This window comes from Stenotrophomonas sp. SrG (assembly GCF_050031795.1).
GTDB classification, from domain to species: Bacteria; Pseudomonadota; Gammaproteobacteria; order Xanthomonadales; family Xanthomonadaceae; genus Stenotrophomonas; species Stenotrophomonas rhizophila_A.
In genome coordinates, this window is the sequence record NZ_JBNBBE010000002.1 from 357,646 (window position 1) to 384,239 (window position 26,594).

Here is a 26,594-nt window from a genome sequence, read left to right on the forward strand (position 1 = left end):
CTACAATGGGCGTCTGCCTCGCCATCCCCTCGGAGAAACCGCAGTGACCCGGAAACTCGTACTGTTGCGCCACGGCCAGAGCCAGTGGAACCTGGACAACCGCTTCACCGGTTGGGTGGACGTGGAACTGACCGAGCAGGGGCGCCGCGAGGCCGCCGCCGCCGGCCGCCTGATGCGCGAAGAGGGGCTGCAGTTCGATGTGGCGCACACGTCGGTGCTGAAGCGCGCGATCCACACGCTGCAGGGCGCACTGGCCGAGCTGGACCAGGACTGGCTGCCGGTGAGCAAGAGCTGGCGCCTCAACGAGCGTCACTACGGTGGGCTGCAGGGCCTGGACAAGGCCGAGACGGCGGCCAAGCACGGCGAGGACCAGGTCAAGATCTGGCGCCGTTCGTACGACATCCCGCCCCCGGCGATGGACCGCGAGGATCCGGGCCACCCGATCCACGACCGTCGCTACTCGACGCTGGACCGCAATGCGCTGCCGGGCACGGAGTCGCTGGCGACCACGCTGGACCGCGTGCTGCCGTACTGGTTCGACGCGATCGCGCCGCAGCTGAAGGACGGCAAGACGGTGCTGGTCACCGCGCACGGCAATTCGCTGCGCGCGCTGTACAAGTACCTCAACAACGTCTCGCAGGAAGCCATCCTGGAGCTCAACATCCCGACCGGCATTCCGTTGCTGTTCGAGCTCAACGAAGACCTGACCGTGCAGTCGTTCCGCTACCTGGGCGACCCGGAAGCAGCCCGCAAGGCCGCTGAGGCCGTGGCGAACCAGGGCAAAGCACGGTAAATAGCCACCGTTGGTGGATTTCCCTGCGCTCCGTGCGTGCGGACCAACGGTCCGCACCTACCGGGCGGGGGCAGGCAGGTATCGACCGTTGGTCGATACAGCCTGTGACCTTTGGCCGGTCCCGAACCCGCTCACCCGCGCTACGCTGCCTGATTGCCCGCATTGCGGGTGATGCTTCCCTGTAGCCGGAGAGTCGAATGAAGTTTTCCAAGCTGGTCCCGCTGGGCCTGACCGTTGCCATCGCCGCGTCGCTGGCGGCCTGTGGCAAGACCGATACCGCGCCGGCTGCCGCCGTGGCCGATGCCAAGCCGGCGTTCGATCTGTCGCAGATCAAGACGCCGCTGATCTCGCTCAACAGCGCTGACCTGGATCCGGCCATCGCCGCGTGTACCGACCTCAACGGGTTCGTCAACAGCAGCTGGCTCAAGGCCAACCCGGTGCCGAACGACCAGACCACCTGGGGCAGCTTCGAGATCCTGCGCGAGCGCTCGCTGGAAGTGCAGCACGCGCTGGTGCAGCAGGCGGCCGCCAGCCAGGCCAAGGCCGGCTCGGTGGAAGCCAAGATCGGTGATATCTGGAAGACCGGCTCGGATGAAGCCAAGATCGAAGCGGCCGGCATCGCCCCGCTGCAGCCGCAGCTGGACAAGATCGCCGCGCTGAACGACACCGCCGCCATTACCCAGTACCTGCGCGACAGCCAGGCGCAGGGCCAGGGCGTGCTGTTCTCGCTGTCGGCCAACGCCGACTACAAGGACTCGGCCAACGTCATCGTCTATGTCGGCCAGGGTGGCCTGGGCCTGCCGGAAAAGGGCTACTACTTCGACGAATCGCAGGCCAAAATCCGCGAGGCCTATGTGGCCTACATCGCGCAGGCACTGACCCTGTCCGGGGTGGACGCCGCGCAGGCCAAGACCCAGGCGCAGGCGGTGATGGAGTTCGAAACCCGCTTGGCCAAGGCCTCGCTGTCGCGCATCGAACTGCGTGACCCGGCCAAGCGCTACAACCCGGTCAGCGCCGCTGAAGCGGACAAGCTGACTCCGAACTTCAGCTGGACTGCATTGTTCGACACCCTGAAGGTGCCGGCCGCACAGAAATTCTCGCTGGCCCAGCCGGGCTTCTTCGGCGAAGTGGACAAGATGCTCACCGAGGTGCCGGCCTCGACCTGGCAGGCCTATCTGCGCTTCCACACCGTCGATGACGCCGCGCCTTACCTGAGCAGCGCGTTCGAAAAGGCCAACTTCGACTTCTACGGCACCACCCTGCGTGGCCAGAAGGAAATGCAGCCGCGCTGGAAGCGCGTGCTGGAGTCGGTCAACACCTCCATCGGCGAAGGCCTTGGCCAGCTGTACGTGGACGCGGTGTTCCCGGCCGAGTCCAAGGAACAGATGCAGCACCTGGTGGAAAACCTCTCGGTGGCACTGAAGGCGCGCCTGGAGAAGCTGGAGTGGATGGGCGAAGACACCCGCAAGAAGGCGCTGGAGAAGTGGGCCAGCTTCACCCCGAAGATCGGTTACCCGGACAAGTGGCGCGACTGGTCGGGCTTTGAGACCAACGCCGACAGCTACCTGGGCAACATGCAGGCCGCGCGCGCGTTCAACTACCGCTACATGCTCAACAAGATCGGCAAGCCGGTCGACAAGACCGAGTGGGGCATGACCCCGCAGACCGTCAATGCCTATTACAACGCGACCAAGAACGAGATCGTGTTCCCGGCCGCGATCCTGCAGGCGCCGTTCTTCGACGCCAAGGCCGATCCGGCGCTGAACTACGGCGGCATCGGTGCGGTGATCGGCCATGAAATGATGCACGGCTACGATGATTCGGGCAGCCAGTTCGCTGCCAACGGCAACTTCGACAACTGGTGGACCGACAGCGACCGCAAGGCCTTCACGGGTCGCACCGACCAGCTGGTGGCGCAGTTCGATGGCTATGAATCGCTGCCGGGCGTGAACGTGAAGGGCAAGCTGACCCTGGGCGAGAACATCGGCGACCTGGGCGGCCTGACCGTGGCCTACGACGCGCTGCAGATGGCGCTGAAGGAGAATCCCAAGGCCAATGTCGCCGTGGATGGGCACAGCCAGGACCAGCGCTTCTTCATGAACTGGGCCACCGTGTGGCGCCGCAACTTCACCGACGGCGAACTGCGCGTGCGCCTGAACACCGACCCGCATGCGCCGGCGAACTTCCGTGCCAACGGCGCGCCGTCGAACATGCCGGCGTTCGCGCAGGCGTTCGAGTGCAAGCCGGGCGATGCGATGGTGCGTGCCGACGACAAGCGCGTGGTGATCTGGTAAGCGAAGGGGCCCGGCAATGCCGGGCCCTTTTTTTGTACAAGCGGCGTCTGAGGTAGAACGGACGGTAGAGCGGACGGTAGAGCGGACTGTTAGTCCGCTGCTGTCCGCGCTCGGGTCCGGTCCGCGTAGCCGACTAACAGTCGGCTCTACCGTCGCGGGCGGTCAGCCCGGCGTCAGCGTGGTCAACAATGCCTTGGCCGCGTTGAAGCGGTCTTCGGGCAACGGCAGCGGCACCTTGATGCGCAGCTTGTCGGGGCCATCCATGGTGTACAGCTTCGGCTGCTTCTGGATCATCTGGATGACCGCCATCGGGTCGATGGACGGCTTGGCCTCGAACACGATGCGGCCGCCGTTCTCGCCCAGTTCCAGCTTGCGGATGCCCAGTGCGTTGCACTGCAGCTTCAGCTCGGCCACCGCGAACAGGTGCTTGGCCGCGTCCGGCAGCAGCCCGAAACGGTCGATCATCTCCACCTGCAGTTCGCGCAGCTCGCCACTGTCACGCGCGCTGCTGATGCGCTTGTACAGGGTCAGGCGGGTGTGCACGTCGGGCAGGTAGTCGTCCGGGATCAGCGCCGGCACGTGCAGCTCCACCTCGGCACCGCGCACTTCCTCGCCCGAATCCAGGTCGGGCAATTTGCCCAGCCGGATGCTGCGCACCGCGCGCTCAAGCAGTTCGGTGTACAGGCTGAAGCCCACTTCGGCCATCTGCCCGCTCTGGTCTTCGCCCAGCAGTTCGCCGGCGCCGCGGATCTCAAGATCGTGCGTGGCCAGGGTAAAGCCGGCGCCAAGTTCGTCCATGGAGGCGATGGCTTCCAGGCGCTTTTCGGCATCGGGCGTCATCGAGCGCTTGTCCGGCACCACCAGATAGGCGTAGGCGCGGTGGTGCGAACGGCCGACGCGGCCACGCAGCTGGTGCAGCTGGGCCAGGCCGAACCGGTCGGCGCGGTTGATGATGATGGTGTTGGCGTTGGGGATGTCGATGCCCGATTCGATGATCGTGGTCGACAGCAGCACGTTGTAGCGTTGCTTCTGGAAATCCAGCATCACCCGCTCGAGTTCGCGTTCGGGCATCTGCCCGTGGGCGATGCCGATGCGTGCCTCGGGCACCAGCTCGGCCAGGTCGCGCTGCATGCGGCCGATGCTTTCCACGTCGTTGTGCAGGAAATAGAGCTGTCCGCCACGGGCCAGTTCGCGCTGGAAGGCTTCGCGCAGCAGCGCGTTGTCCCAGACGGTGATGAAGGTCTGCACCGCCAGCCGGTTCGGCGGCGGGGTGGCGATGATCGACAGGTCGCGCAGGCCGGCCATGGCCATGTTGAGCGTGCGCGGAATCGGCGTGGCGGTCAGGGTCAGCAGGTGTACGTTGGCCCGCATCGCCTTCAGTGCTTCCTTCTGGCGCACGCCGAAGCGCTGTTCTTCGTCCACCACCACCAGGCCCAGGTCCTTGAACTTCACGTCCGGCTGCAGCAGGCGGTGGGTGCCGATGATGACGTCGATTGTGCCGGCCGCCACCTTTTCCAGCTCGGCCTTGATCTCCTTGGTGCTCTTGAAGCGCGACAGCACTTCCACCCGGAGCGGCCAATCGGCGAAGCGGTCGCGGAAATTGCGGTAGTGCTGTTCGGCCAGCAGCGTGGTCGGCACCAGCACGGCGACCTGCTTGCCGGCGCTGGCGGCGGCGAACGCGGCGCGCACGGCCACTTCGGTCTTGCCGAAGCCGACGTCGCCGCAGACCACGCGGTCCATCGGCTGGCTGCTGGCCAGGTCGCGCAGGGTCGCATCGATCGCGGCGAGCTGGTCGGCGGTTTCCTCGAACGGGAAGCCGGCCGCGAACGGCTCGTACATCGCGCGGTCCACGTGCAGCGCCAGGCCGGCGCGCGCGCGGCGGCGGGCCTGGATCTCCAGCAGTTCGGCGGCCACGTCACGGACCTTCTCGGCCGCGCGGCGCTTGGCCTTGCTCCACTGTTCGCCACCGAGCGAGTGCAGCGGCGCGGTCTCCGGCGAGGCGCCGGAGTAGCGGCTGATCAGGTGCAGCTGGGCCACCGGCACGTACAGCCGGTCGCCCTTGGCGTATTCGATCTCCAGGAACTCGCCCGGCATGCCGCCGGCGTCGAGCACGATCAGCCCGCGGTAGCGGCCTACGCCGTGGTCTTCATGGACGATCGGCGCGCCTTCGGTGAGCTCGCCCAGGTCGCGGATGATCGCTTCCGGCTCGCGCCCGACCCGACGGCTGCGCCGGGTGGTGCCGGCGCGCTCGGGAAACAGCTGGCGCTCGGTCAGTACCGCCAGCGGCGGTACATCAAGCGCGAAGCCGTCTTCCAGCGGCGCCACCGTGATGGCGAAGCGCTGGCCCGGATCGGCCAGGAAGGTCGGCAGGTCGGCCACCACCGGCGGCTTCAGTTCGGCCGACAGCAGCACTTCCAGCAACGCTTCGCGGCGGCCCGGCGAATCGGCGGCGATCAGCACCCGACCCGGGTAGTGGCCCAGGAACGATTTCAGCGCTTCACCGGCCGGCGCATCGCGCGCGGCCACCGGCAGCGGCGGCAGCGGCTGGTCACCCAGCGGCGTGGCTTCGTCGATGCGTGGGTGGTCGGCGCTCCAGACCTCGATGCGCGGCAGGGTGTTCAAACGCGCGCTCAGGCCTTCCGGGCTGAGGTACAGCTCGGTGGGTGCCAGCAACGGGCGCTCCACATCGTGCCGGCGCTGCTCATAGCGGTTCTGGGTCTGCGCCCAGAACGAAGCCGCCGCCTCGCCCACGCCCGGCGCGATCACCGGCAGCGCGTTCGGCTGCAGGTAATCGAACAGCGTAGCGGTCGCGTCGAAGAACAGCGGCAGGTAGTACTCCACGCCAGCCGGTGCCAGCCCGGACTTGAGATCCTGGTACAGCGCACTGCGCCGGGTATCCACGTCGAAGCGCTCGCGCAGGGTGGCCAGCACCCGCGACACGCTCAGTTCGTCCAACGGCACTTCGCGGCCGGGCAGCATGCGCACCGCGTCGACCTTGTCCAGCGATCGCTGGCTTTCCGGGTCGAAGGCGCGGATCGAATCGATGTCCTCATCCAACAGTTCGATCCGCAACGGCGCTTCCGCGCCCATCGGGAACACGTCGAGCAGGCCACCGCGCACGGCGAAATCGCCCGGGTCCATCACCTGCGGCACGTTGCGGTAGGCGGCCGCTTCAAGCCGGCGCTTTTCCGCATCCAGATCCAGGCGCTGGCCGACCTTCAGGTCGAAACTGCCGCCGATGATGTACTTGAGCGGGGCCAGCTGCTGCAGCAGGGTCTGCACCGGCACCACCACGATGCCACGGCGCAGCGTCGGCAACTGGTGCAGTGCGGCCAGGCGCTGCGAAATGATGTCCGGATGGGGGCTGAAGGCATCGTAGGGCAGCGTTTCCCAATCCGGGAAGGCCACCACCGGCAGGTCCGACGCGGCGCCCAGCAGGGTGCGCAGGTCGGACTCGATCTGGTTGGCGCCGTGATTGTCGCGCGCGATGACCAGCAACGGCCCGTCATGGGTTTCCGCAGCGCGTGCGATGTACCACGCCAGCGCCGTGGGCGAGGCGGGAGCGCGCCACCAGGCGCGGAGCTGCCCGGAACGGGGCAGCGGCGGTGTGGGAGTTGAGGTGCGTGACATGAGCGGTCGATTTTAGCAGACCGCCACGTGATGACCTCTTATTGGCCCGGATCGAGTTCCAGCACCATGCGCACCAGGCCGGGCGTGCCCTGCGGATGCGGCACGGCCTTGAAGCCCAGCGAGGCGGCCAGCTGCTTCATCGGTTCGTTTGCTTCCAGCACGTCGCCGTACAGGTGATCCAGGTATTTGCCCTTGCCCCACTTGACCAGCTTGCGCATCAACTGCCGGCCGAGGCCCTGGCCGATGAGGAACCGGCTGATGAGGATCGAGTATTCGGCATCCTTCGTGCCCGGGATGATCGACGCGCGTGCCAGCGCACCGACCACCGCAACGCCTGCCTGCTCGTTTTCGGCGGCGACCAGAACGATCTCGTTCTTGACGTTGGGATGGGTGAGTCGATACGCCGCCTCCGAAGAAAGCTCATCGACCGACTGCGTCAGCCGGTCGCGGACTTCTGCGGGCCCGAACAGACTGAACGCTCCCTTCAGGGGTTCGTCGTCTTCGGGACGAATCGGGCGGATCAGCAGCTCATGGCCGCTGGGCGCTTTGAAAACTTCGTGCCAGGGCGGCATGCGGTTACGGGTAGCCATACCGGTGATTCCTTGGTGGTCTTCGGATTCTCGCATCCCCGGGGGCGCGTTCCGTGAACGAAACACTCACGCCGTTCAGCGGGCGGTCGTGGCGTTACTCGGCCTGCTTGAGCCACTGCAGGCGGGTACTGGCGCCGGCTTCGCCCAGATACTGCTTCAGCGCAGGCATGGCCGGGGCCAGCACCTGGTCGAACTGCCAGGGCGGGTTGAGCAACAGCATGCCACTGCCATTGAGCCGAAGGGGAGAGTCATCGGGCCGAACCAGTAGTTCTACTGTAAGCACCGACTTCACCGGCAGGGCGCAGGCCTTGCGCAGGAAGTGCAGGATGGTGCGGCGCTGCTTGATCGGGAACCAGATGGCGAAGCTGGCCTGCGGCCAGCGCGCCAGGATCTCGCTCACCGAGGCGAGGATGCGCTGGTATTCGGCATCCTGGCCTTCGTAGGGCGGGTCGATCAGGACCAGGCCACGGCCGATCTTCACGCCGTTGGCCTTGGGCGGCAGCAGTGCCTTGTTCTGGGCGTAACCATCGGCGTGCAGCACCGCCACCCGGCTGTCGTGCGCGAACAGCGCCTTGAGCGAGGCCGCTTCGGCATCCTGCAGCTCGCACACGGCCATGCGGTCCTGCTCGCGCAGGGTCTGCGCGCTGAGCAGGGGCGAGCCGGGGTAGCTGATCATCGCCCCGACCGGGTTGTCGGCCTGCACCGCCTTGAGGTAACGCTCGACCACGGCCGGCAGCTTGGGCTGGGCCATCAGCCGCATCACCCCGTCCTCGGCCTCCAGGGTCTTGCGGCTTTCCTCGCTGGCCAGCAGGTAGCGGCCAGCGCCGCCGTGGGTGTCCAGCACGAAGAACGGGCTGTCCTTGCGCTTGAAGGTGTCGAGCAGGGCAAGCTGGACGATGTGCTTGAGCACATCGGCGTGGTTGCCGGCATGGAAGGCGTGGCGGTAATTCATCGGCGCAGTGTACGGGGCGGCGGCCCCAGCGGCTATGCTGCGCGCATGAACCGCCCCCTGCACAACGTCCTGGTCGTCGAAGACGAAGCCGCCATCGCCGATACCGTGCTCTACGCGCTGCGCAGCGAGGGCTACGGGGCCCGGCACTGCCTGCTCGGCGGGCAGGCGCTGCAGCTGCTGCGCCAGGAGCCGGTGGACGTGGTGGTGCTGGACGTGGGCCTGCCGGACATGAGCGGCTTCGAGGTGTGCCGCACGCTGCGCACCTTCAGCGACGTGCCGGTGATCTTCCTGACCGCCCGCAATGACGAATTCGACCGGGTGCTGGGTCTGGAGCTGGGCGCCGACGACTACGTGGCCAAGCCGTTCTCGCCGCGCGAGCTGGTGGCGCGGGTGCGGGCGCGGTTGCGCCGCGCGGTGGCACCGGGCCCTGCGGAGGCGGCCGGCTGGCAGCAGCACGGCCGCTTCGCGATCGACCGCGAAGGCCGCCGTATCCGCTTCGGCGGGCAGCTGCTGGACCTGACCCGCTACGAATACGCGCTGATGGCCGCACTGCTGCAGCGCCCCGGCGCGATCCTCAGCCGCGCCCAGCTGATGGACCGCGGCTGGGATACCGATGCCGACAGCGCCGACCGCACCGTGGACACCCACGTAAAGACCCTGCGCGCCAAGCTGCGCACCGCCGGGGCCGAGTCCGACCCGATCCGCACCCATCGCGGCGTGGGTTACGCGCTGGAGGTGTAGCGTGAGGCTCGGGCTGAAACTGTTCCTGGGCTTCTTCCTGATCGTGGGCATCGCCGCATTCTTCGTGATGCGCGTGTTCGTCAACGAAGTAAAGCCTGGGGTGCGCCAGGCGATGGAGTCGACCCTGGTCGATGCGGCCAACGTGCTGGCGGAAATGGCCGCGGCCGACCTCAAGGCCGGGCATATCCGCAATGGCCCGTTCGTGGCCAGCCTGGCACGCGCACAGCGCCGCGATCCCAAGGCGATGGTGTGGCGCTTTCCCAAGCGCAGCCTCGATTACCGCGTAACCATCACCGATGCGCGCGGCTTCGTGGTGTACGACTCCACCGGGCAGGACATCGGCCGCGACAATTCGCGCTGGAACGATGTCTACCGCACCCTGCGCGGCGAATACGGCGCGCGCTCCAGCCCGGAGAAACCAGGTGATGAAGTGCATTCGGTAATGCACGTGGCCGCGCCGATCCATGATCCGGCCGACCCGGGCAAACTGATCGGCGTGCTCAGCCTGGCCCAGCCCAACCGCAGCATCGACCCGTTCATCGCCGCCAGCCAGCGCGCCATTCTGCAGCGCGGCGCGTGGCTGATCGGATTGTCGGCACTGATCGGGCTGTTGATGACGGCCTGGCTGATGCACGGCGTGAACCGGCTCAACCGCTATGCCAAGGCGGTCAGCGCCGGCGAACCGGTGCCGCCGCCCAGGCCGCGCCGCGACGAGATCGGCGACCTGGGCCAGGCGCTGGAAACCATGCGCCGCAAGCTGGAAGGCAAGGCGTACGTGGAGCAGTACGTGCAGTCGCTGACCCATGAGATGAAGAGCCCGCTGGCGGCGATCCGCGGCGCGGCCGAACTGCTGCAGGAGCCGCTGCCCGATGCTGACCGGGTGCATTTCGCACGCAGCATCCAGGGCCAGGAACAGCGCTTGACCGAAACCATCGACAAGCTGCTGGCGCTGGCCGAAGTGGAACAGCACGGCTGGCTGCAGAAGCGCGAACGCATCGCGCTTGCGCCGCTGCTGCAGGCCGCTGGCGATGCCGTGGCGATGCGGGCGCAGGCGGCCGACGTCGCGGTGGACATTGAAGTTGCCGAAGGCCTGGAGATCCAGGGCGACGCCTACCTGCTGCGGCAGGCCCTGAACAACCTGCTGGAGAACGCGCTGGCGTTTTCCAGCCCGGGCAGCCGGATCCAGCTGGGCGCTTCGCGCGAAGGCGATGGCGTGGTGCTGCGGGTGGCCGACCGTGGCAGCGGGGTGCCGGAATACGCACTGGAGCGGGTGTTCGAGCGTTTCTACTCGCTGGCGCGGCCGGCCACCGGCCAGCGCAGTTCCGGCCTGGGCCTGTCGTTCGTACAGGAAGTGGCGCGCCTTCACGGCGGCCGCGCGAGCCTGCGCAACCGCGACGGCGGCGGCGCCCTCGCGTCACTTCACATTCGCTTCAAATAGACCACAAACCCCGCACACCGGCAGCGCTGAAGCTGGCACCCTTCCCAACCGAGGACGGGTGATGAAATCCCTGAAGATGTTGTTGCGGTTCGCCATCGTGGGCGGGCTGATCCTGTTGCTGCTGATCCCGCTGATGATGATCAAGGGCGTGATCAGCGAACGCGAGGCATACCGCGACCAGGCCTACCTGCGCGTGGCGCAGAGCCGGGCCGGCGCGCAGACCCTGACCGGGCCGATCCGGGTGGTGCCGTGGACCGATACCCGCCAGGTCGAAGTGGTCGACGCGGCCGGTACCAAGAAGATCGAAACCCAGGTGGAGCAGAGCTACTGGCTGCAGATGCCGTCCAAGCTGGTCGTCGATGGCGGCATGCTGCCCGACGAACGCCGGGTTGGCCTGTTCCGCGTGCCGGTCTACACCTGGAAGGCCAAGGTCAGCGCCGAGTTCAGCGATGACGACTACCCGGTGAAGGCGGGGCGCGTGTACGGCACACCGTACCTGGCGGTGGGCATTGCCGACGTGCGCGGCCTGGTCGGCTCGCCCGATCTGAAGGTGGATGGCGAGGCGCTCACGCTGCAGCCGGGCATCGGTGATGTCACCGGCATCGGCAAGGGCCTGCACGTACCGCTGCAGGGCTTCGCCGACAGTACCGGCGGCATGCTCAAGTCCAGCACGGTGGACCTGTCGCTGGTGCTCGATGGCACCCGTTCGCTGGCGGTGGTGCCGGTCGGGGATGACAGCCGCATCGCGATCCGCTCGCCGTGGCCGCACCCGCTGTTCGGTGGCAGCTTCCTGCCCAATGAGCGCAAGGTGGGCGAGAAGGGCTTCGACGCCGAGTGGGCGGTATCCTCGCTGGCATCGGAGGCCCAGCGCCAGCTGCGCGACAACCGCGATGTGGAACCGGAAACGGTAAGCGTGGAGCTGGTCAACCCGGTCGACATCTATACCCAGGCCGACCGCGCCAGCAAGTACGGCATCCTCTTCATCGTGCTGACGTTCGTGGGCTTCATCCTGTTCGAGCTGATCAAGCGCCTGCGCATCCACCCGCTGCAGTACCTGATGGTGGGTCTGGCGCTGGCGATCTTCTTCCTGCTGCTGCTGAGCCTGTCCGAGCACATTCCGTTCTGGGTGGCGTATGTGGTGTCGGCGGTGGCGTGCATTGGATTGCAGGCGGTGTACCTGTCAGGCGTGCTGCGCAGCTGGGTGCGGGGCATGGGCTTCGCCGGGATGCTCACGGTGCTGTACGGCGCGCTGTACGGGTTGCTGGTGTCGGAGAACAATGCGTTGCTGATGGGCTCGCTGCTGCTGTTCGCGGTGCTGGCCACGGCGATGTGGATCACCCGTCGGATCGACTGGTACGAACTGGGCGCGGGCCTCAAGTAGGCGGCGCTGACGTTATTCGCCATCCTGCACGACGCTTCCGGCTTCGTGTGGGACCACCGGACGCTGCTGGGACAAGGGCCGGCTGGTAACCGCAGTGGATCGCGCTAGGTTCCAGCCCCTCGTCACCTCATCACACGTCCATGGCGAACCTTACGTTGTCCCCGGTGGGCCGTGCTGGCGGCGCACCGGCCAGTCCGTCGTCCCCGCCATCGTCGCGGCATCGGCCCGCTGTCGCACCGCTGTCGGTCCGCAACACGCCGGCGTGCGCACCGACGCGCAGACTGTGGCTGGACGGCATACCGCGCGGCGAGCTGGACGCGCTCGCCGCTGCCTTGCGACAGGGGCCGCTGGATGCCCATTTTTTCCTGACCCTGCAGCCGCACTTCCACCGCACCGCGCTGGCCGCGCCGATGGCGCAGGGGCTGGTGGACGATGCGCTGGACCGGCTGCTGCCCGTGGCGCTTCCGCCCGCGCAGCGGGCCGCCTGGCGCAGCAGCCTGATGGCATTGCTGACCCTGCCACGGGTGGACTGGGAAGTGCAGTGCGCACCGTTGCGGGCGCTGCTCACACACGCGGTTGCTCGCCGCAATACGCTGCTGCAGGCGATGCGCGATGCCCTGTACCGCCCGCTGGACCAGTCGCGACGCGACTGGAACGCAGCACTTGATGCCGAGCGCGCCCTCGGCATGGCAGACGCCCGCGAGGTTGCGCAGCACATGTGCAGCATGTCGCCATCCCGTCAGCGTGACGCGGTGCGCCAGCAGCTGTGCGACTGGATGCCGACACTGACCCCGGCGCAGGTCGACCGCGCGGTGGCACAGGCCGCTGCGGCCGCCGCGCTCAATGGCGCCTGCATCGATGCACGCAGCGCGCTGCCGTCGCTGTTCGACAGCGTCGACGATGCGTGCGTACCGTTGATCGGCGATGCCCAGCGCGCCCGGATACTGGAGACGCTGGATCAGCTGGCCGGCGGCGCGCCAGACCCCTTGCTGGCTACCCAGGGTGGCCGCGGGGACCGGCTGGGCCAGTGGCTGTTGTCGGTCGCCGAGCGTGCAGCCCTGGCCGCCACGACGCGCCACAGCCTGCGAAGCGCATTGGGCGATGCGGTGCTGTTCATTGCCGGGCTCGCGCCCGGGATCAAGGCGCTGCGTTGGGGTACGGCGGACGCTGTGTTGCCAACAGGGAGTGCTGCGCCCATCCCAGTCATTGCCAGTGCGCCGCCCGCGGTGGCGTCGGGCGCAGCGCGGCAGGGCGGCCGCAGCATGCTGGCGCTGGCCGCAAGCCTCGTCGGCGGCGGGCTGGGCGTGGCGGCGCTGGGCTGGCGCTGGGCATCCGGCGACACGCAGGCCAGTGCGCCCACGGCGGAAGTGCAACCGGAACGGAAGCCTGGGCCGGAATCGGACGCTACGCGGGTGGACGAGCGCACGCAGCAGGTAGTGCGGCTTCTGGACACTGTGATCGACCGCGACGGCGACGGATCGATCTGGGACGTGCTGTGGCAACGCGTGCACGAGAGCGCAGGAGGCGATGCGACGTCGCTGCGCTACACCGTGGCCACCCTGCTGGCGTCCAACGGGATCGCACGCGAGGTCATTGATGCGTTGGGCGGACCTCCGCCTGCGGAGGGCAGGGCACGTGTGCGCCGTGCGCTTCACCCCCTCCCCGTGCCACGCAGCGGCGGTGAAGGGCTGGATGCCATCGAGCGCACCCGGCTCGACGCGGCCACCCGCCTGCTGGTCGACGTGGCGCAGCAGGCGCCGCCGCCGGGCGCCGCCGCGCTCGCGCCACCGGCCGGGGTGGACCTGGCGGTGACGCGCTCGCGGATGCTGACCTGGGTGCAGTCGATGGGTCGCAACGCCAGCGAGCAGCACCAGCGCCTGACCGCGGCGTGGCGCCACGTGGTGGCCTCCGAGCGGGCGCTGACCCTGTCCGCCGCCGCGCTGCCGAATCTCGACGCCGATCTCGCGCGTCAGGTCGCCGCCGACCTGCTCAACGTTACCGGCCAGCGGATCGATCCCACCACGATCTACCTCAACACCTTCCAGGACAGCCAGCAATGGCGCGCCTGGGAAGCCGACCAGCTGCGCCCGCCCGGCGCGCTGTTCCGCAACCAGCATCGGCTGCTCCCGCCCGACCGGCGGGTACGCAGCGGACTGGTCAGCACCCACACCCTGGTGAAGGCGGCACTGCTGCCGGTCGACCCCGACACGGGTCATGCAGGGCTCTACTACCGCTGCGTACCGGGAACCTACTTCCCGGTGCAGGAGTGCCGCGAGCTGACCCTGGAGCAGTTCAAGAGGGTGCAGGGGCGCGATTACCTGGGCGCCTTCCGCCGCCGGTACGACGCGTGCCTTGAACAGGCCTGGCATGCCCGCCCGACGCCGGGTTCGGAAGGGTTCGTCTCGGGCATCGGCCGGCGTCTCGCCGGCACGGCGGTGCTGTTGAATGCAGCGGGCCAGCTCGGCGACGACGCGGCCGCAGCGGTCAAGGTATTGACCGACTTCCCGTCGCGTTTCGATCTTGCCGAAGCGGCCAACGGCCGCGCGCTGGCCCTGCCGGGCTGGCAGATCGACGTGCATGCACTGGCGGCCAACGACCGTGGCCATGCGGTACCGCTGCACGGCGTGCTGCTGGTCACCGCGCAACCGGCGGCGTCGCTGCAGGCGCCGATCACGCTGGTGATCAGCAGCACCCGGATTCCGTTGATCGAGGCATTCAACAGCAGTGACGCCGCGCTGCAGCAGCTTGCCAACGAGGTGCGCCACCAGTTGCCGGTGCGGGTGGCCGTCAACGAGCACGCGCGCTGGCAGCAGGGCGCGCTGCCGGTGGTGAAGGCCTATGGGATCGACGGCGACTTCCGCTGGGCCTTGTTCATGCAGGCGCTGGAGCTGCGGCATGCGCAGCTGCGCGCCGCCGGCCTGTCATCGCCTTCGCGCATCCGCGAGGCCTTCAATGCGCTCGATTCGGCGCTGGCCCTGCCGTACCTGCCGGTTCCCGTGCCGGTGTTGGCCGCGGCAGGCGAGCTGGCCGCGCTGGACATGGACGGTCTGAACGCGCGCAGCGCGGCGCACTGGACGGCGCGCTTTCCGGCCGGCACACCGGGTGCGCTGCGCAATGCCGGCATGGACGGCGCGCGCTGGCTGCACGCGCTGAGTGCCGGCCGCAGCCTGGTAGAGCACGCCTATCCCCTGCTGGTGCCGTTCGTGCAACAGCGCCTGGATGACGAAATCATGCGCCGTTACCGCACCGCGTTCGACAGCAGCTGTTGTTACATCGTGTCCTTCAGGGACGGGTATCCAAGCCACCAGACGCCAAGCGGGTGGGTCCACAACCGGGCGCAGAAGCAGGCGGCGGCCAGCTTCGCCGACTGTGCCATGACCCGCGCGGCCGGTTTCGAGGATACGCCCGCGCGCCTGCTGGGCCTGTACACCAGCAGCGACAGCGCGGCGTTCGACGAGAACAGCGAGGTAGTGGGACTGGACGCATCGCAGCTGCTCTCGATGGCGCGCGAGCTGGATGTGCAGGGCGACTACCTGCGCGCGCTGGATCAGTTCTGGCAGGCGCACGCGCCGGCCGTGTTGACCACGCTGCGCGGCGGCTACCTGTACGGCTGCGCGCAACAGCATGCCGACGGATCGTTGTCCGCACGCGGCATGCAGCTGGCCCTCGGTGTGTTCGGCACGATGACCGCGGCCGAGTCGCAGGATCCCGCCTACCGACCGGTTGCCCGTGCCGGTGTGCGCACCGGCTGGCTGCAGGTCCATGGCATCGCCTCGACCGTGCTGCACGTTGGCGACGAGGTGGGGCCGGAGGTACTGCTGTACTTCCCCAACGACCGCAATCGCTTCCACGAGTTTGCCAGCGAGGCCGACATGATGGGTTGGATCGAGCGCGCCGCAGCCACCGACGCCGGGCGGCAATGGCTGGAGACCGCATTCGACCTGGCCGACCTGCAGGACGGCTGGATGTCCAACGGCGTGCATACCGCGCTCGGTGCCGGCACCCAGGCGATCTTCGGACACGGGGGTGCGGTGGTGCCGATCAGCGGCGAGGCGTCGCAGGCACTGCTCGCGCGGCTGCGGCAACGCGCGCGCCGCGATGCGCAGACGCTGATGACCTCGGAGTGGGAGGCTTTCCGGCGCCGGTGGATGCCGCGTCTGGAGCGCTGTGAGCAGGCAATGGGGCTGGTCGCGTTGGTGCTGCCGGAAACGCTGCCCGTGGTGGCGGTACTGTCGGCGCTGCAGCTTGGGGTGGGCGTGGAGCAGACGATCGACGGCGATACGCCCGGGCAACGCCGTGCTGGCCTTGGCACGGCAGCAGGCGGTGCCCTTGGGCTGGCGTTGTCGGCGCCGCTGGGTACGGCGCGGCTGGCGGCGGTGGCCGCGCGCGATGGTTCACGACTGCAACCGGCGATACAGACGCCGGCGTGGGAGCAGGTGGATGATCCACTGGCGCAGCTGGCCGAGCGCTACGCCCGGCCGGTGGCGCTGTCCGGATCGCGCGCCGCCGACAATGGCGTCCACGACTACCTTGGCCGGCGATACATCAGCCAGGGCGGGCACGCCTACGAGGTGGCCTTCGACCGTGCCCATGGCACCTGGCGGCTGCAGAATCCGCAGCCGGGCAGCTTCTACCACCAGCCGGTACGGCTGAATGGCGACGGGGCGTGGGAACCCCACAGCGATGTCGGCCTGCGCGGCGGCGCACCGATCAGCCGATCCAGCAAGCGCAGGCAGTCGGTGGAACGCAGCTATCGCGGTTCCCTGAATTCCCTGGTCGAACGCACCCACTCCCATTCGGTGGACAGCAGCTCGCAGGATTTCCAGTGGGGCGTGAATCACTGGGAGCGGGTGATGACGCCGGAACAGGCGCGCGACAGCGCCTCACTGGAGCAGATGAAGGAGCTGTTCGTGTCGGGCCATCTCGACCCGGTGCAGCAGGGCGCACTGTCGGTGATCATCGAGCGGCTGGACAATACATTGCGTGCCGAGCGCTACACCGTGGTCAACGAGGTGGTGCACGACTCGGTCTACATCGCCGGCGGCCAGTTCATCCAGGCCTCCCAGGGCCTGCTGGCCGAAGGCAACGGACTGTCCGCGGCGGGCATGTGCACCGGGCTGTCGCGGATCATGGCCACGGCGATGGGGCAGGGCGAAGAGCTGCACGTGCTGGAGCACCTGCGCCAGGCGATCCGCGAGCCCGAAAGCCGGCATGCGGTCGCGCTGCGTGCGCTGATCCGCGACGCGCAGGGCGCGGCCCTGCAGCCCGGTTCAATGTCAGCGGCATCGTTGATCCACGTCGATGCACTGGCGGATTTCCTTGCCAACACCGCGCGCAGCAGCCATTTCGTCTTCAGCGGCACGCAGCACAGCATGGCCTGCGGCGTGAACGTGCTGGACAACGGGCGGCGCGAATACCTGCTCTACGATCCCAACTTCGGGCTGATGGTGTTCAAGAAACTCTCGCGCTTCAACCAGTGGGTGAACAACCTGTTCGGGTCGCGCTATTTCAGCCGGCTGTCGTCGCGGACCCTGGGCGACGCCAACGCCGAGACGCTGGCTGAAATGTACGGGGCGATCCCGACCCCGGGCAGCCAGCGGATGCAGTTCCACCTGCGCCAGATCCACCCGGCACGGATGCAGGAACAGGCTGCCGCGCGCGGCTGGACCGCGCTGTACGAGCACGTCGGGCCGGCGGGTGGGGGAACGTGAACGCCCCGGCCCCCAATGCTGGCCGGGGCAGGTAAAATCGTCCCGATTCCCGTTCTCCCGAGCCCCCCATGACCTGCCGCACCCGTTTCGCCCCTAGTCCCACCGGCTACCTGCACATCGGCGGCGCCCGCACGGCGCTGTACTGCTGGCTGGAGGCGCGCCACCGTGGCGGGGAATTCGTGCTGCGCATCGAGGATACCGACCGTGAACGCAGCACCCAGGGCGCCATCGACGCGATCCTGGAAGCGATGGAGTGGCTGGGCCTGAACTACGACGAAGGCCCGATCTACCAGACCCAGCGCGTGGCCCGCTACAAGGAAGTGGCCGAGCAGCTGATTGCCGACGGCAAGGCCTATTACGCCTACGAGACCCGCGAGGAGCTCGATGCGATGCGTGAGGCGGCCATGGCCAAGCAGGAAAAGCCGCGCTACAACGGCGCTGCGCGTGAGTTGAACCTGCCTTACCGCGACGATCCGAACCGGGTGATCCGCTTCAAGAACCCGCTGGAAGGCACCGTCGTGTTCGACGACCTGATCAAGGGCCGCATCGAGATCGCCAACAGCGAGCTGGATGACATGGTGATCTTCCGTCCGGACGGCTTCCCCACCTACAACTTCGCGGTGGTGGTGGACGACTGGGACATGCGCATCTCCGAGGTCATCCGCGGCGACGACCACATCAACAACACCCCGCGCCAGATCAACCTGTACGAGGGCATCGGCGCCCCGGTGCCGAAGTTCGGTCACATGCCGATGATCCTGGACGAGCAGGGCGCCAAGCTGTCCAAGCGCACCGGTGCGGCCGACGTGATGCAGTACAAGGACGCCGGCTACCTGCCCGACGCGCTGCTGAGTTACCTGGCCCGGCTGGGCTGGTCGCATGGCGACCAGGAGCTGTTCAGCCGCCAGGAGCTGATCGACCTGTTCGACGTGACCAACTGCAATTCCAAGGCATCGCGCCTGGACATGGCCAAGCTGGGCTGGGTCAACCAGCACTTCCTGAAGACTGAAAACCCGGCCGACATCGCCCCGCACCTGGTCTACCAGCTGAACAAGCTGGGCCTGGACCTGGGCGCCGGCCCGGCGCCGGCCGACGTGGTGGTGGCGCTGCGCGACCGCGTGCAGACCCTGAAGGAAATGGCGGAGAAGGCCGTGGTCTGGTACCAGCCGCTGGTCGAATACGACGAGGCGGCGGTGGCCAAGCACTTCAAGCCGGGCGCGGAACTGGCGCTGGGCAAGGCCCGCGAGCTGCTGGCTGCGGCCAGCGAGTGGACCGCGGAAAGCGTGTCGGTGGCGCTGCACGATACCGCCACCGCGCTGGAGATCGGCATGGGCAAGGTCGCCCAGCCGCTGCGCGTGGCCATCACCGGCACCCAGGTCAGCCCGGACATTTCCCAGACCGTGTTCCTGGCCGGGCGTGAAGAGGCCTTGAAACGCATCGACGTCGCACTCACTAAAGTACCGACGGCCTGACCACAGGAGACCGCATGTCCGCCAAGACCGCTTGTACCGCCCCACACCATCACGTTCACGACGCTTCGGACTTCGTGAAGGTGGTGGAGCGCGTGTGCACGGAGCGCGGACTGCGGCTGACGCCGATCCGCGCCAACGTGCTGCGGTTGATTGCCGAGGCCGGCAAGCCGGTCAAGGCGTATGAGCTGCTGGAGTGGGTGCGCAGCGGCAAGGGCGTGGGCGCCGATGCCCCGCCCACCGTGTACCGCGCGCTCGATTTCCTGATGGCGAATGGTTTCGTGCACAAGCTGGAATCGGTGAATGCCTTCGTGGCCTGCCACCACCCCAGCAGCGCGCAGCACTCGGTGCCGTTCCTGATCTGCAACAGCTGCCACAGCGCGGTGGAACTGGAAGACCGCGACATCGTCAGCCAGCTGGAAAAACGCGCCAAGGAGCTGGGCTTCCAGCCGCAGGCGCAGACCCTGGAAGTGCACGGCCTGTGCGCCCGCTGCGCAGGATGACGCACCCGCCTGCGGGTTGATCGGCAGTACGGCGCCGGTCGCGCCGGTAATGTGAAGACGCTGCGCTGACGGTAGGGTCGGTTTCCGAACGACCACCGATAAAGGTGCAGGGTCCGGTAACGCATGACCTGCAACGAAGGCGCGGCTCCGGCCCGGGGTCATGCGTCCAAGTGCCGATCAACGGGGTCGGCGGTCGTTCGGGAACCGCCCCTACCTTCTGGGCTCGGCGGCGGTATCGACTCTTACGACCACCGACATGCCCGGACGCAGGCGTGGAGCAAGCGCCTGATCCGGGTCGATCGCGATCCGCACCGGCAGACGCTGCACCACCTTGGTGAAATTGCCGCTGGCGTTGTCCGGGCGCAACACGCTGAATTCCGAGCCCGTGGCCGGCGCGATCTGCTCGATGTGGCCGCTCAACCGTTCCCCGTCAAAGGCATCCACCGCGAAAGTGGCCGGTTGGCCGATGCGCATCTTCCAGGTCTGGCCTTCCTTGAAATTGGCCACCACCCACAGCGTGTCCGGCACCAGGAACAGCAGCTGCGAACCGGCGGTGACGTACTGGCCCAGGCGCACCGACGCTTCACTGACCTGTCCGTCGCGCGGGGCGTGGATGACCGTGTTGGCCAGATCGATCCGCGCGAGCTCGAGCTGCGCCTTGGCCGTTTCCACGCCGGCTTCCAGGCCTTTGCGCGCTACCTGGGTGGAGGTCAGTGTCTCTTCGGCAATGCGGATCTGCGCCTGCGACTGCTGCACCGAGGATTGCGCGGCCTGCGCGCTGGTGCGGAACTTGTCGCGGTCGTTCAGCGCCACCAGCTGCTGGTCGGCCAGTTCTTCATAGCGCTTGAGTTCGGTGCGCGAGCGGGCCAGTTCCGATTGGCCGGCCGACAGTGCCGCCTGGGCCGCGCCGATCTGCGCGCGGTTCTGTGCCTGCGCCTGGTCGGAGTTGGCCAAGGCGGCCACCGCGCTGTCCAGGTTCGCCTGCGCCTGCGCCACCTTTTCCTTGTAGATGCGGTCGTCGATGCGCAGCAGCGGTTCACCCTGCCTGACGTGCTGGAAGTCCTTTACCAGCACGTCGGTGACATAGCCGTTGACCTGCGGCGCCAGCACGGTGATCTGGCCGCGCACATAGGCGTTGTCGGTGCTTACCCAGCTGCTGTTGAACGGCCACAATGACCAGGCGCGCAGGATCAGCGCGATGCCGATCAACGCCACCACGATCATCACCGCGACGCTGCCCCGGCTGGGCTTGAGGTACTTCGGTGCACTGCTTGGCGCTGCGGCGGCGGCAGGCGCTGCCGGTGCGGTTACCGGTGCGGCATCGGTGGGTACCGGCGGGTTGACCTCATCAGGATTGTCATCGCGCGGAGGCGTCGTGGACATGGAAGGACCTATTGCAGGGAAACGGGGTGGGGATGGCGTTTGCGCCACTGCTTGAGCACGGCGGTGCGCAACGACAACAACAGCAGCCAGCCCAGGAAGATCAAGGCAACCCGGCCGCTCAACGAGAACACGTCATTGAAGCCGCGCACGTTGGCCTCACGCCGGGTGATCTGTGCCAGCTGGGCGGTGCCTTGGGCACTGCGCTGCACCGGATCGGTGAGCAGCGGCGCATAGATCTGCTGCTGCAGTTTCAGGCGCTGGGCGACCACGCCATCGCTGGGGTCGAGCTGGCTGACAAAGGCGCTGGAGTAGACCTGCTCACGATGCAGCTGGAACGTGCCCAGCACCGCCGAACCGCCCAGCCCGCCCAGGGTCTGGGTGATCGACAGCGTGACCAGGAACGTGATCATGTGGTCGGTGCCCTGTTTCAGCGCCTGGGTGATACCCATCATGATCAAGGGGCCCATGAACATGCCCGCGCCCATCGAGGCCAGGAACTGGCTGAGGAAGAAATCGTGCGGCCGGTCCTGGCTGGTGCGGCTCTGGTCCAGCAGCGCGGCGGTGCCCAGCAGCAGGATCGCCATCAGCAGCTGCGCGACGATGCGTTTGGGCCCGAAGGTCAGTGAGCTGGTGGCAATGCCCGTAATCACCCCGGCCAGGATCACCGCGAACAGCGGCCGCATCTGGTCCGGGCCCATGCCCAGCTGGCGCATCAGGCCGATCACCCCATAGGACTGCTCGGTGGTGAGGAAGCGGATCAGGAAGGCGCCGAAGATGAAGTGCAGGGTTGCCGGGCTGGCCAGCCAGCGGGTCTGCAGCAGCGGGTTGCGCCGGTAGTGTTCCACCACCACGCCGGTGGTGCCCAGCGCGACCGAGGCGACCAGTGCCCAGCCCAGCCACGGCGTGTCGAACCACCATCGCAGGTAGCCCTGGGCCAGCACCACCACCAACAGCGCCACCGCTGGTGCGAACAGTGCGAAGCTCAGGAAATCCATCGGCTCGAACACCTTGATCTGTGCACCGGGCGGCAGCTTCAGCATCACCACCGCGGCGAATGCGCACAGCGCCAGGCCGGCTTCGAACAGGTACAGGTTGTGCCACTGGCCGGTATCCACCAGGCCAGGCGACACCAGCCAGGCGATTGGCAACGCCATCTGCGAAATGCCCACGCCGATCACCAGCAGGTTGCCGGTATAGCGTCGCGGCAGCGACTGCAGCATGTACAGCGTGCCCAACGTGCTGCACGCCGCGCCAGCAAAACCGCTGGCCGCGCGCATCATCAAGGTGGTTTCAAAACTGCCCACGAACAGGTGCAGCACTGCCAGCGCGGCATACAGCCCCAGGCCGATCTCGGCGAACAGGCGGATGCCGTACTGCTGGCGGAACTTGAAGGCCAGCAGGTTGGCAGTGACATTGACCATCGCATAGGCGGCCACCAGCCAACTTCCCTGGGTCGGGGTCAGCCCGAGCTGGCCCTGCAGGAACGGCAGGTTGGCGGTGACCAGCGCGTTGCCCAGCCCGCCGGTAATGCCCACCAGCAGCGCGACCAGCGCATAGGCGACACGGCGGTGCGGCGGATGCCACGGCATCGACGCCGAACCCGGGAGAGTCGGCTTTTCGTGTTCCTCCCAATCGGGAATGGGCTTGAGGTACTCGGGCATCAGCGACTCCCGTCGACCTGTCCGCCCAGCCCTCCGCGCAGCAGTTGCAGAGCGCGCCCGGCCAGCCGCGCGCGCTCCTCGCGGGTCTTGCCGCGTAGTGCGGCGCCCAGCATGCTGGAAATCAGCGAAATATCGGCCGCCTGCAGGTCCGGGCGGCACAGGCCGGCATCGATCGCGCGCTGGATCGGCGCCTTGAGCAGGGCGTGCACGGTCTGCCGCGCCGCCTTGATCGTGGGTTCGTCTGGATCCACCGCGCGCCAGTAGTCGGCCAGCGCGGGCGACTGCACGATTCGCGAGGCCATGCCCTGCAGCACCTCGAACAAGGCATCGTCGCGATCGCCCAGGGTCTCCACCTGGCGCGCGATGCGGGCCACGGTGCGGTCCAGCAGTGCTTCGATCAACGCGGTTCGGTCGGGGAAGTTGCGGTACAGGGTGGCGCGGCCGACCTGGGCCTTTTCGACCACCAGGTCCAGCGGTGCGGTCACGCCATGCTGGCCGAACACGCTGTCGGCGGCATCGAGGATCAGGGCGCGGCGGGCAGCCGCATCGGCACGTTGACTTTGCATGGGCTATTTTCGGACAGGAATGTCCGCAATGGAAGCCGGGCAGGCGATTCCGGTATGAGGCCGCTCTGCTTGGTCAACGAGGCGTGAAGTCAGCGCGCTGCCAAAAAAAACGGGGGCCCTGAGGCCCCCGAAGGTCAGACAGTGACCCCAGCGGGGATCAGAAGTACGCGCGGATGCCGAACGCCACGCCACGGCCCGGCAGCGGCGAGTAATCGCGCAGCAGCGAGGTGTGTGCACGCGCCTCGCGGTTGGTCAGGTTGTTGCCGTCCAGGAACACCTCGTAGCTGTTGCTGTCCGAGCGGTCCCAGCGGTAGGCGAAGTGCGCGTCGACCAGGGTGTAGCCCGCGCTCTCGGCTTCGTTCTGCGCGGTGTCCTTCTGGCTGCTGTAACGCACTGCACCCACCGAGGCGCGCCAGCCATCACGCGACCAGCGCAGGTCGGCGCCGACGCGTGCCGGGGAGATGCGCGGCAGGTAGCCGCTGTTGGCCAGGTCCACGGTGTAGTTGTGGTCGTGGTCACCGTGCGGCACGGCGATGTCGACACTGCGGCTGCCGCTGCCATCCAGTTCGGCCTTGACGTAGTCACCGAACACGCGCAGGTCCCAGTCGCCGCTGTTGCCTTCGAACAGGTGCACCAGCGCTTCGGCCTCGGCGCCCTTGAAGGTGGCGTCCTGCTGGGTCCACAGGCGCACCGGCAGGCTTTCGACCACGCCGGTGTCGGCCAGGTAGATGAAGTCCTTGAACTTCGTCTGGTAGATCGATGCGGAGAAATCGAGGCGGTCGCTGTGGGTGTGGATGCCGAGCTCCATGCGCTGGCCGCGTTCGGTCTTCAGGTTGGCATCGCCGATTTCCAGCGAACGGGTGGCGATGTGCGCGCCGGCGGCGTACAGCTCTTCGTTGGTCGGCGCGCGTTCGGAGCCATCCACGCCAAAGCGCAGGTCGACGGCGTCGTTGAGCTTCCAGATGCCGGCCGCCGAGAGGTTGGTGGCATCGAAGGTGCGCGCGCGGTAGTCGCCGGTCGGGTCCAGCTTGACCTGGTCGTGGCGGCCGCCCAGTTCCAGCTTGAACGGGCCGAACTGCTTTTCCTGCAGCACGAACAGACCCACGTTGCGGGTGCCGGTATCGGGCACGAAGGCTTCTTCGCCCTTGGCGCCGAAATCGCTGTTGCCGAACTGCAGCCCGAACGCGCCGTCCCAGCCGCCGATCTGCTGCTGCACGGCTTCCAGGCGGGCTTCGACGCCGCGGTTGGTGAAGCGGGTGGACGGCGTGCCAGCTTCCAGCTCGACGTGTTCGTAGTCGGTGTAGGCGGTGCGCAGGTTGATGTTCTTCAGGAACGACACGGGGTTGTAGATGCCGCCCTTGGCCTCGAAGCGGTTCTGCACCATGTCGATGCGCACGTCGTGCTCGTCGCCTTCTTCTTCCTCGTCGCCATGGTCGTGGTCATGATCATGGTCGTCGTCGGCATGCACGTGGGCGCCGTTGGGAATGCCGTAGTTGGTGCGGTAGGTGCTGGCCGAGGCGCCGAAATAGCCGCCTTCGCCCAGCCAGGTCGCGCCGACGCCGCCGGCGCGGGTACGGATGGAGCTGTTGTCCAGGGTGCCGCGGCGCGGTTCGTCGGTGTCGCCCTCTTCGTGGTCGTGGCCGCTGTGGTCTTCCAGGCCGTCGATCACCGCGTAGCCGGGAATGCGGTAGTCATCGCCGTTGCGGACCAGGCCATCGACATGCAGCACCCAGTTGCCGTTCACGCCATCGAGCCGGAACATGCCACTGCGTTCGTCGTTGACCGAGTTGCCGCGTACTTCGGCGCGGCCGCTGAGCGGGCGGTCGGGCAGGTCGCGGGCGATGCGGCCATCCACCACGTTGACTGCGCCGCCAATGGCGCCACTGCCGAACAGCAGGGTGGCCGGGCCCTTGAGCACTTCGATCTGGTCGGCCAGGAATGGCTCGATGCTGGTGGCGTGGTCGGCGCTGACGGTGGAGGCATCCATGTTGCCCATGCCGTTGGAGAGCACGGCCACGCGCGGGCCTTCCTGGCCACGGATGATCGGGCGACCGACGCCGGGCCCGAAGAAGGTGCTCTGCACGCCGGGCAGCTTGGCCACGGTGTCGCCGAGCGTGCCGGCCTTCTGTTCGTCCAGGCGCTCGCCGGCGAGCACGTCCACGGGGCGCGCCAGCGATTCGGCATCGCCCTGCAGCGGGCTGGCGGTGACCTTCACTGCGGACAGTTCGGTCAGGTGGTGGTCACGCTCGGCGGTATCGTCGGCGGCGAAGGCCAGGGTGGGGAGCAGCGCAGCGGCAAGCGCCAGGGACAGGGCGTGCGGCGTGAGAGAGCGGGAAGAGCGCATGGGCAGAGGGTCCGTCGGTCGAATTGTTACAATGTATCAATAGTGGGGCGCGCCAATCCCGTCAAATCGGGAGGGTGGAACCGGGTAAGGCAGGGGGAGGGAGTGCGCGTCGGGATTGATGTTATATTATTCCATAACGCTTCGCCGACCCTGCTGGAAGTCATGCCCCTGTTCCCCCGCCTCCGTCATCTGTTGGATCGCTTTGGTGCCACCGGCTCGCTGCTATGTGCGGTGCACTGCGCCGTGCTGCCTGTTCTGCTGGCGGCGGCGCCGTCATTGGGGTTGTCGGTGTGGCTGGGCGACGGGGTGGAACTGGCGTTGGTCAGCTTCGTGACCCTGCTGGGGCTGTTCAGCCTGGTGTGGGGCTATCGCCGCCACGGGGCGCTGCGCGCGCTGGGGTTCCTGGTGCCGGGCCTGACCGCGCTGTGGGCGGGGTTGCTGTACGGGCCGTTGCACCATTCGGCGGTGCCGCATGCGGTGGTGATGACACTGGGCGGGGTGCTGGTGGGTGTTGCGCACCTGGTCAACCTGCGCCTGAACCACGGGCACGTCCATGATGCGAGCTGTGCGCACTGAGGTGCTGTGGTAGGCTTTCCGATCGTGCGCGGGGGCGTCTGCAAGGACGGGCCCGCCGAACCCGTGTCAGCACGGGGTAATCAGATTTCAGACTAAGGAGTTGACGACATGGGTAAGGGTGACCGCAAGACCGCCAAGGGCAAGCGCTACAACGCCAGCTACGGCAATTCGCGTTCGCACGCGGTGAGCAAGGTGGCCGTGGGCGCAGCTGCGCCGGTCGCCAAGAAGACCGTGGCCAAGGCCCCGGCAAAGAAGGCAGTGGCCAAGAAGGCTGTTGCCAAGGCCGGCTGATCGCTCAGCCAGGTCCGACGAAAAAACGCGGCGCTTGCGCCGCGTTTTTTTTGGTTTCGAGCAATGTGATTGCGGACAATCCGATAGTGCCGGGCCCTGCCCGGCAGCTTCATGCATTTTGGCGAACAGCCGGTGGGCCTTGCGTGGCCTGAGCTGGGCCGGCGGGTGCGGGTTTGCGGGACACGCCGTAAACCTGAGGTGGTCTAATCCGGCTGGACACTCGATAGGATCAATCCAAGCATCGAGGTGACCCGTGGCAAGACAGATAACC

The 26,594-nt window shown here is 67.5% G+C and carries 17 protein-coding genes; 10 read left to right on the top strand and 7 right to left on the bottom strand.

Annotated elements, in window-relative coordinates:
- Positions 1-43 precede the first annotated feature (43 nt).
- Together gpmA and ACQG3P_RS03595 are read left to right on the top strand one after the other, a co-directional pair.
- Positions 44-793, top strand: a complete 750-nt coding sequence (gpmA, locus tag ACQG3P_RS03590; protein WP_093533129.1) for a 2,3-diphosphoglycerate-dependent phosphoglycerate mutase — start codon at positions 44-46, stop codon at positions 791-793.
- A 197-nt stretch (positions 794-990) separates the two neighbouring features.
- A complete protein-coding gene (locus ACQG3P_RS03595) occupies positions 991-3,087 on the top strand; it encodes a M13 family metallopeptidase (RefSeq protein WP_426804222.1) in 2,097 nt (698 codons plus the stop codon).
- 162 nt (positions 3,088-3,249) lie between these two features.
- Here the strand turns inward: ACQG3P_RS03595 and mfd are convergent, their stop codons facing one another.
- The 3 genes from mfd to ACQG3P_RS03610 all read right to left on the bottom strand — a co-directional run bounded on the left by mfd (position 3,250) and on the right by ACQG3P_RS03610 (position 8,259).
- Positions 3,250-6,717, bottom strand: coding sequence for a transcription-repair coupling factor (gene mfd, locus ACQG3P_RS03600; RefSeq protein ID WP_184125377.1), 3,468 nt, complete (start codon positions 6,715-6,717; stop codon positions 3,250-3,252).
- Positions 6,718-6,755: 38 nt separating this feature from the next.
- Positions 6,756-7,307, bottom strand: coding sequence for a GNAT family N-acetyltransferase (locus ACQG3P_RS03605; RefSeq protein WP_068850327.1), 552 nt, complete (start codon positions 7,305-7,307; stop codon positions 6,756-6,758).
- A gap of 94 nt (positions 7,308-7,401) precedes the next feature.
- The gene (locus ACQG3P_RS03610; RefSeq protein ID WP_210131498.1) at positions 7,402-8,259 is read right to left on the bottom strand and encodes a 23S rRNA (adenine(2030)-N(6))-methyltransferase RlmJ; all 858 of its coding nucleotides are present in this window, start codon (positions 8,257-8,259) and stop codon (positions 7,402-7,404) included.
- A 45-nt stretch (positions 8,260-8,304) separates the two neighbouring features.
- Here ACQG3P_RS03610 and creB point away from each other — a divergent pair, with 45 nt between their 5' ends.
- The 6 genes from creB (at position 8,305) to ACQG3P_RS03640 (ending at position 19,502) form a co-directional block, all read left to right on the top strand.
- The gene (gene creB, locus ACQG3P_RS03615) at positions 8,305-9,000 is read left to right on the top strand and encodes a two-component system response regulator CreB (RefSeq protein ID WP_426804223.1); all 696 of its coding nucleotides are present in this window, start codon (positions 8,305-8,307) and stop codon (positions 8,998-9,000) included.
- A gap of 1 nt (position 9,001) precedes the next feature.
- Complete coding sequence (creC, locus tag ACQG3P_RS03620; protein WP_426804224.1) at positions 9,002-10,438, top strand: two-component system sensor histidine kinase CreC; 1,437 nt, start codon at positions 9,002-9,004, stop codon at positions 10,436-10,438.
- Positions 10,439-10,499: 61 nt separating this feature from the next.
- Positions 10,500-11,819, top strand: coding sequence for a cell envelope integrity protein CreD (creD, locus tag ACQG3P_RS03625; protein WP_426804225.1), 1,320 nt, complete (start codon positions 10,500-10,502; stop codon positions 11,817-11,819).
- A 140-nt stretch (positions 11,820-11,959) separates the two neighbouring features.
- Positions 11,960-17,530 (top strand): dermonecrotic toxin domain-containing protein, encoded by a 5,571-nt coding sequence (locus ACQG3P_RS03630; protein WP_426804226.1) that lies wholly within the window; start codon positions 11,960-11,962, stop codon positions 17,528-17,530.
- A gap of 68 nt (positions 17,531-17,598) precedes the next feature.
- Positions 17,599-19,002 (top strand): glutamate--tRNA ligase, encoded by a 1,404-nt coding sequence (gene gltX, locus ACQG3P_RS03635; RefSeq protein WP_426804227.1) that lies wholly within the window; start codon positions 17,599-17,601, stop codon positions 19,000-19,002.
- A gap of 14 nt (positions 19,003-19,016) precedes the next feature.
- Complete coding sequence (locus ACQG3P_RS03640; protein WP_068850345.1) at positions 19,017-19,502, top strand: Fur family transcriptional regulator; 486 nt, start codon at positions 19,017-19,019, stop codon at positions 19,500-19,502.
- Positions 19,503-19,712: 210 nt separating this feature from the next.
- Here the strand turns inward: ACQG3P_RS03640 and ACQG3P_RS03645 are convergent, their stop codons facing one another.
- The 4 genes from ACQG3P_RS03645 to ACQG3P_RS03660 form a co-directional block, all read right to left on the bottom strand.
- The gene (locus ACQG3P_RS03645; RefSeq protein ID WP_426804228.1) at positions 19,713-20,885 is read right to left on the bottom strand and encodes an HlyD family secretion protein; all 1,173 of its coding nucleotides are present in this window, start codon (positions 20,883-20,885) and stop codon (positions 19,713-19,715) included.
- Between the two features lie 8 nt (positions 20,886-20,893).
- The gene (locus tag ACQG3P_RS03650) at positions 20,894-22,549 is read right to left on the bottom strand and encodes an MFS transporter (protein WP_426804241.1); all 1,656 of its coding nucleotides are present in this window, start codon (positions 22,547-22,549) and stop codon (positions 20,894-20,896) included.
- Entirely contained in the window at positions 22,546-23,112 is a 567-nt protein-coding gene (locus tag ACQG3P_RS03655) for a TetR/AcrR family transcriptional regulator (protein ID WP_068850351.1), read from the bottom strand. The genes ACQG3P_RS03650 and ACQG3P_RS03655 overlap by 4 nt, the downstream gene beginning before the upstream one ends.
- Positions 23,113-23,269: 157 nt before the next feature.
- Complete coding sequence (locus ACQG3P_RS03660) at positions 23,270-25,456, bottom strand: TonB-dependent receptor (protein WP_426804229.1); 2,187 nt, start codon at positions 25,454-25,456, stop codon at positions 23,270-23,272.
- A 162-nt stretch (positions 25,457-25,618) separates the two neighbouring features.
- On the opposite strand from ACQG3P_RS03660, the gene ACQG3P_RS03665 reads away from it, so the two are divergent.
- Together ACQG3P_RS03665 and ACQG3P_RS03670 are read left to right on the top strand one after the other, a co-directional pair.
- Complete coding sequence (locus ACQG3P_RS03665; RefSeq protein ID WP_093533140.1) at positions 25,619-26,032, top strand: MerC domain-containing protein; 414 nt, start codon at positions 25,619-25,621, stop codon at positions 26,030-26,032.
- A gap of 108 nt (positions 26,033-26,140) precedes the next feature.
- Positions 26,141-26,323, top strand: a complete 183-nt coding sequence (locus tag ACQG3P_RS03670; protein ID WP_068850363.1) for a 30S ribosomal protein THX — start codon at positions 26,141-26,143, stop codon at positions 26,321-26,323.
- The last annotated feature ends 271 nt before the right edge of the window (positions 26,324-26,594 follow it).

What these genes read in the sequence shown, in the direction of transcription:
- ACQG3P_RS03595 (WP_426804222.1), top strand. Translation starts at nt 991, where the DNA reads ATGAAGTTTTCCAAGCTGGTCCCGCTGGGCCTGACCGTTGCCATCGCC.
- mfd (WP_184125377.1), bottom strand. Translation starts at nt 6,717, where the DNA reads ATGTCACGCACCTCAACTCCCACACCGCCGCTGCCCCGTTCCGGGCAG.
- ACQG3P_RS03605 (WP_068850327.1), bottom strand. Translation starts at nt 7,307, where the DNA reads ATGGCTACCCGTAACCGCATGCCGCCCTGGCACGAAGTTTTCAAAGCG.
- ACQG3P_RS03610 (WP_210131498.1), bottom strand. Translation starts at nt 8,259, where the DNA reads ATGAATTACCGCCACGCCTTCCATGCCGGCAACCACGCCGATGTGCTC.
- creB (WP_426804223.1), top strand. Translation starts at nt 8,305, where the DNA reads ATGAACCGCCCCCTGCACAACGTCCTGGTCGTCGAAGACGAAGCCGCC.
- creD (WP_426804225.1), top strand. Translation starts at nt 10,500, where the DNA reads ATGAAATCCCTGAAGATGTTGTTGCGGTTCGCCATCGTGGGCGGGCTG.
- ACQG3P_RS03630 (WP_426804226.1), top strand. Translation starts at nt 11,960, where the DNA reads ATGGCGAACCTTACGTTGTCCCCGGTGGGCCGTGCTGGCGGCGCACCG.
- gltX (WP_426804227.1), top strand. Translation starts at nt 17,599, where the DNA reads ATGACCTGCCGCACCCGTTTCGCCCCTAGTCCCACCGGCTACCTGCAC.
- ACQG3P_RS03640 (WP_068850345.1), top strand. Translation starts at nt 19,017, where the DNA reads ATGTCCGCCAAGACCGCTTGTACCGCCCCACACCATCACGTTCACGAC.
- ACQG3P_RS03645 (WP_426804228.1), bottom strand. Translation starts at nt 20,885, where the DNA reads ATGTCCACGACGCCTCCGCGCGATGACAATCCTGATGAGGTCAACCCG.
- ACQG3P_RS03655 (WP_068850351.1), bottom strand. Translation starts at nt 23,112, where the DNA reads ATGCAAAGTCAACGTGCCGATGCGGCTGCCCGCCGCGCCCTGATCCTC.
- ACQG3P_RS03660 (WP_426804229.1), bottom strand. Translation starts at nt 25,456, where the DNA reads ATGCGCTCTTCCCGCTCTCTCACGCCGCACGCCCTGTCCCTGGCGCTT.
- ACQG3P_RS03665 (WP_093533140.1), top strand. Translation starts at nt 25,619, where the DNA reads ATGCCCCTGTTCCCCCGCCTCCGTCATCTGTTGGATCGCTTTGGTGCC.
- ACQG3P_RS03670 (WP_068850363.1), top strand. Translation starts at nt 26,141, where the DNA reads ATGGGTAAGGGTGACCGCAAGACCGCCAAGGGCAAGCGCTACAACGCC.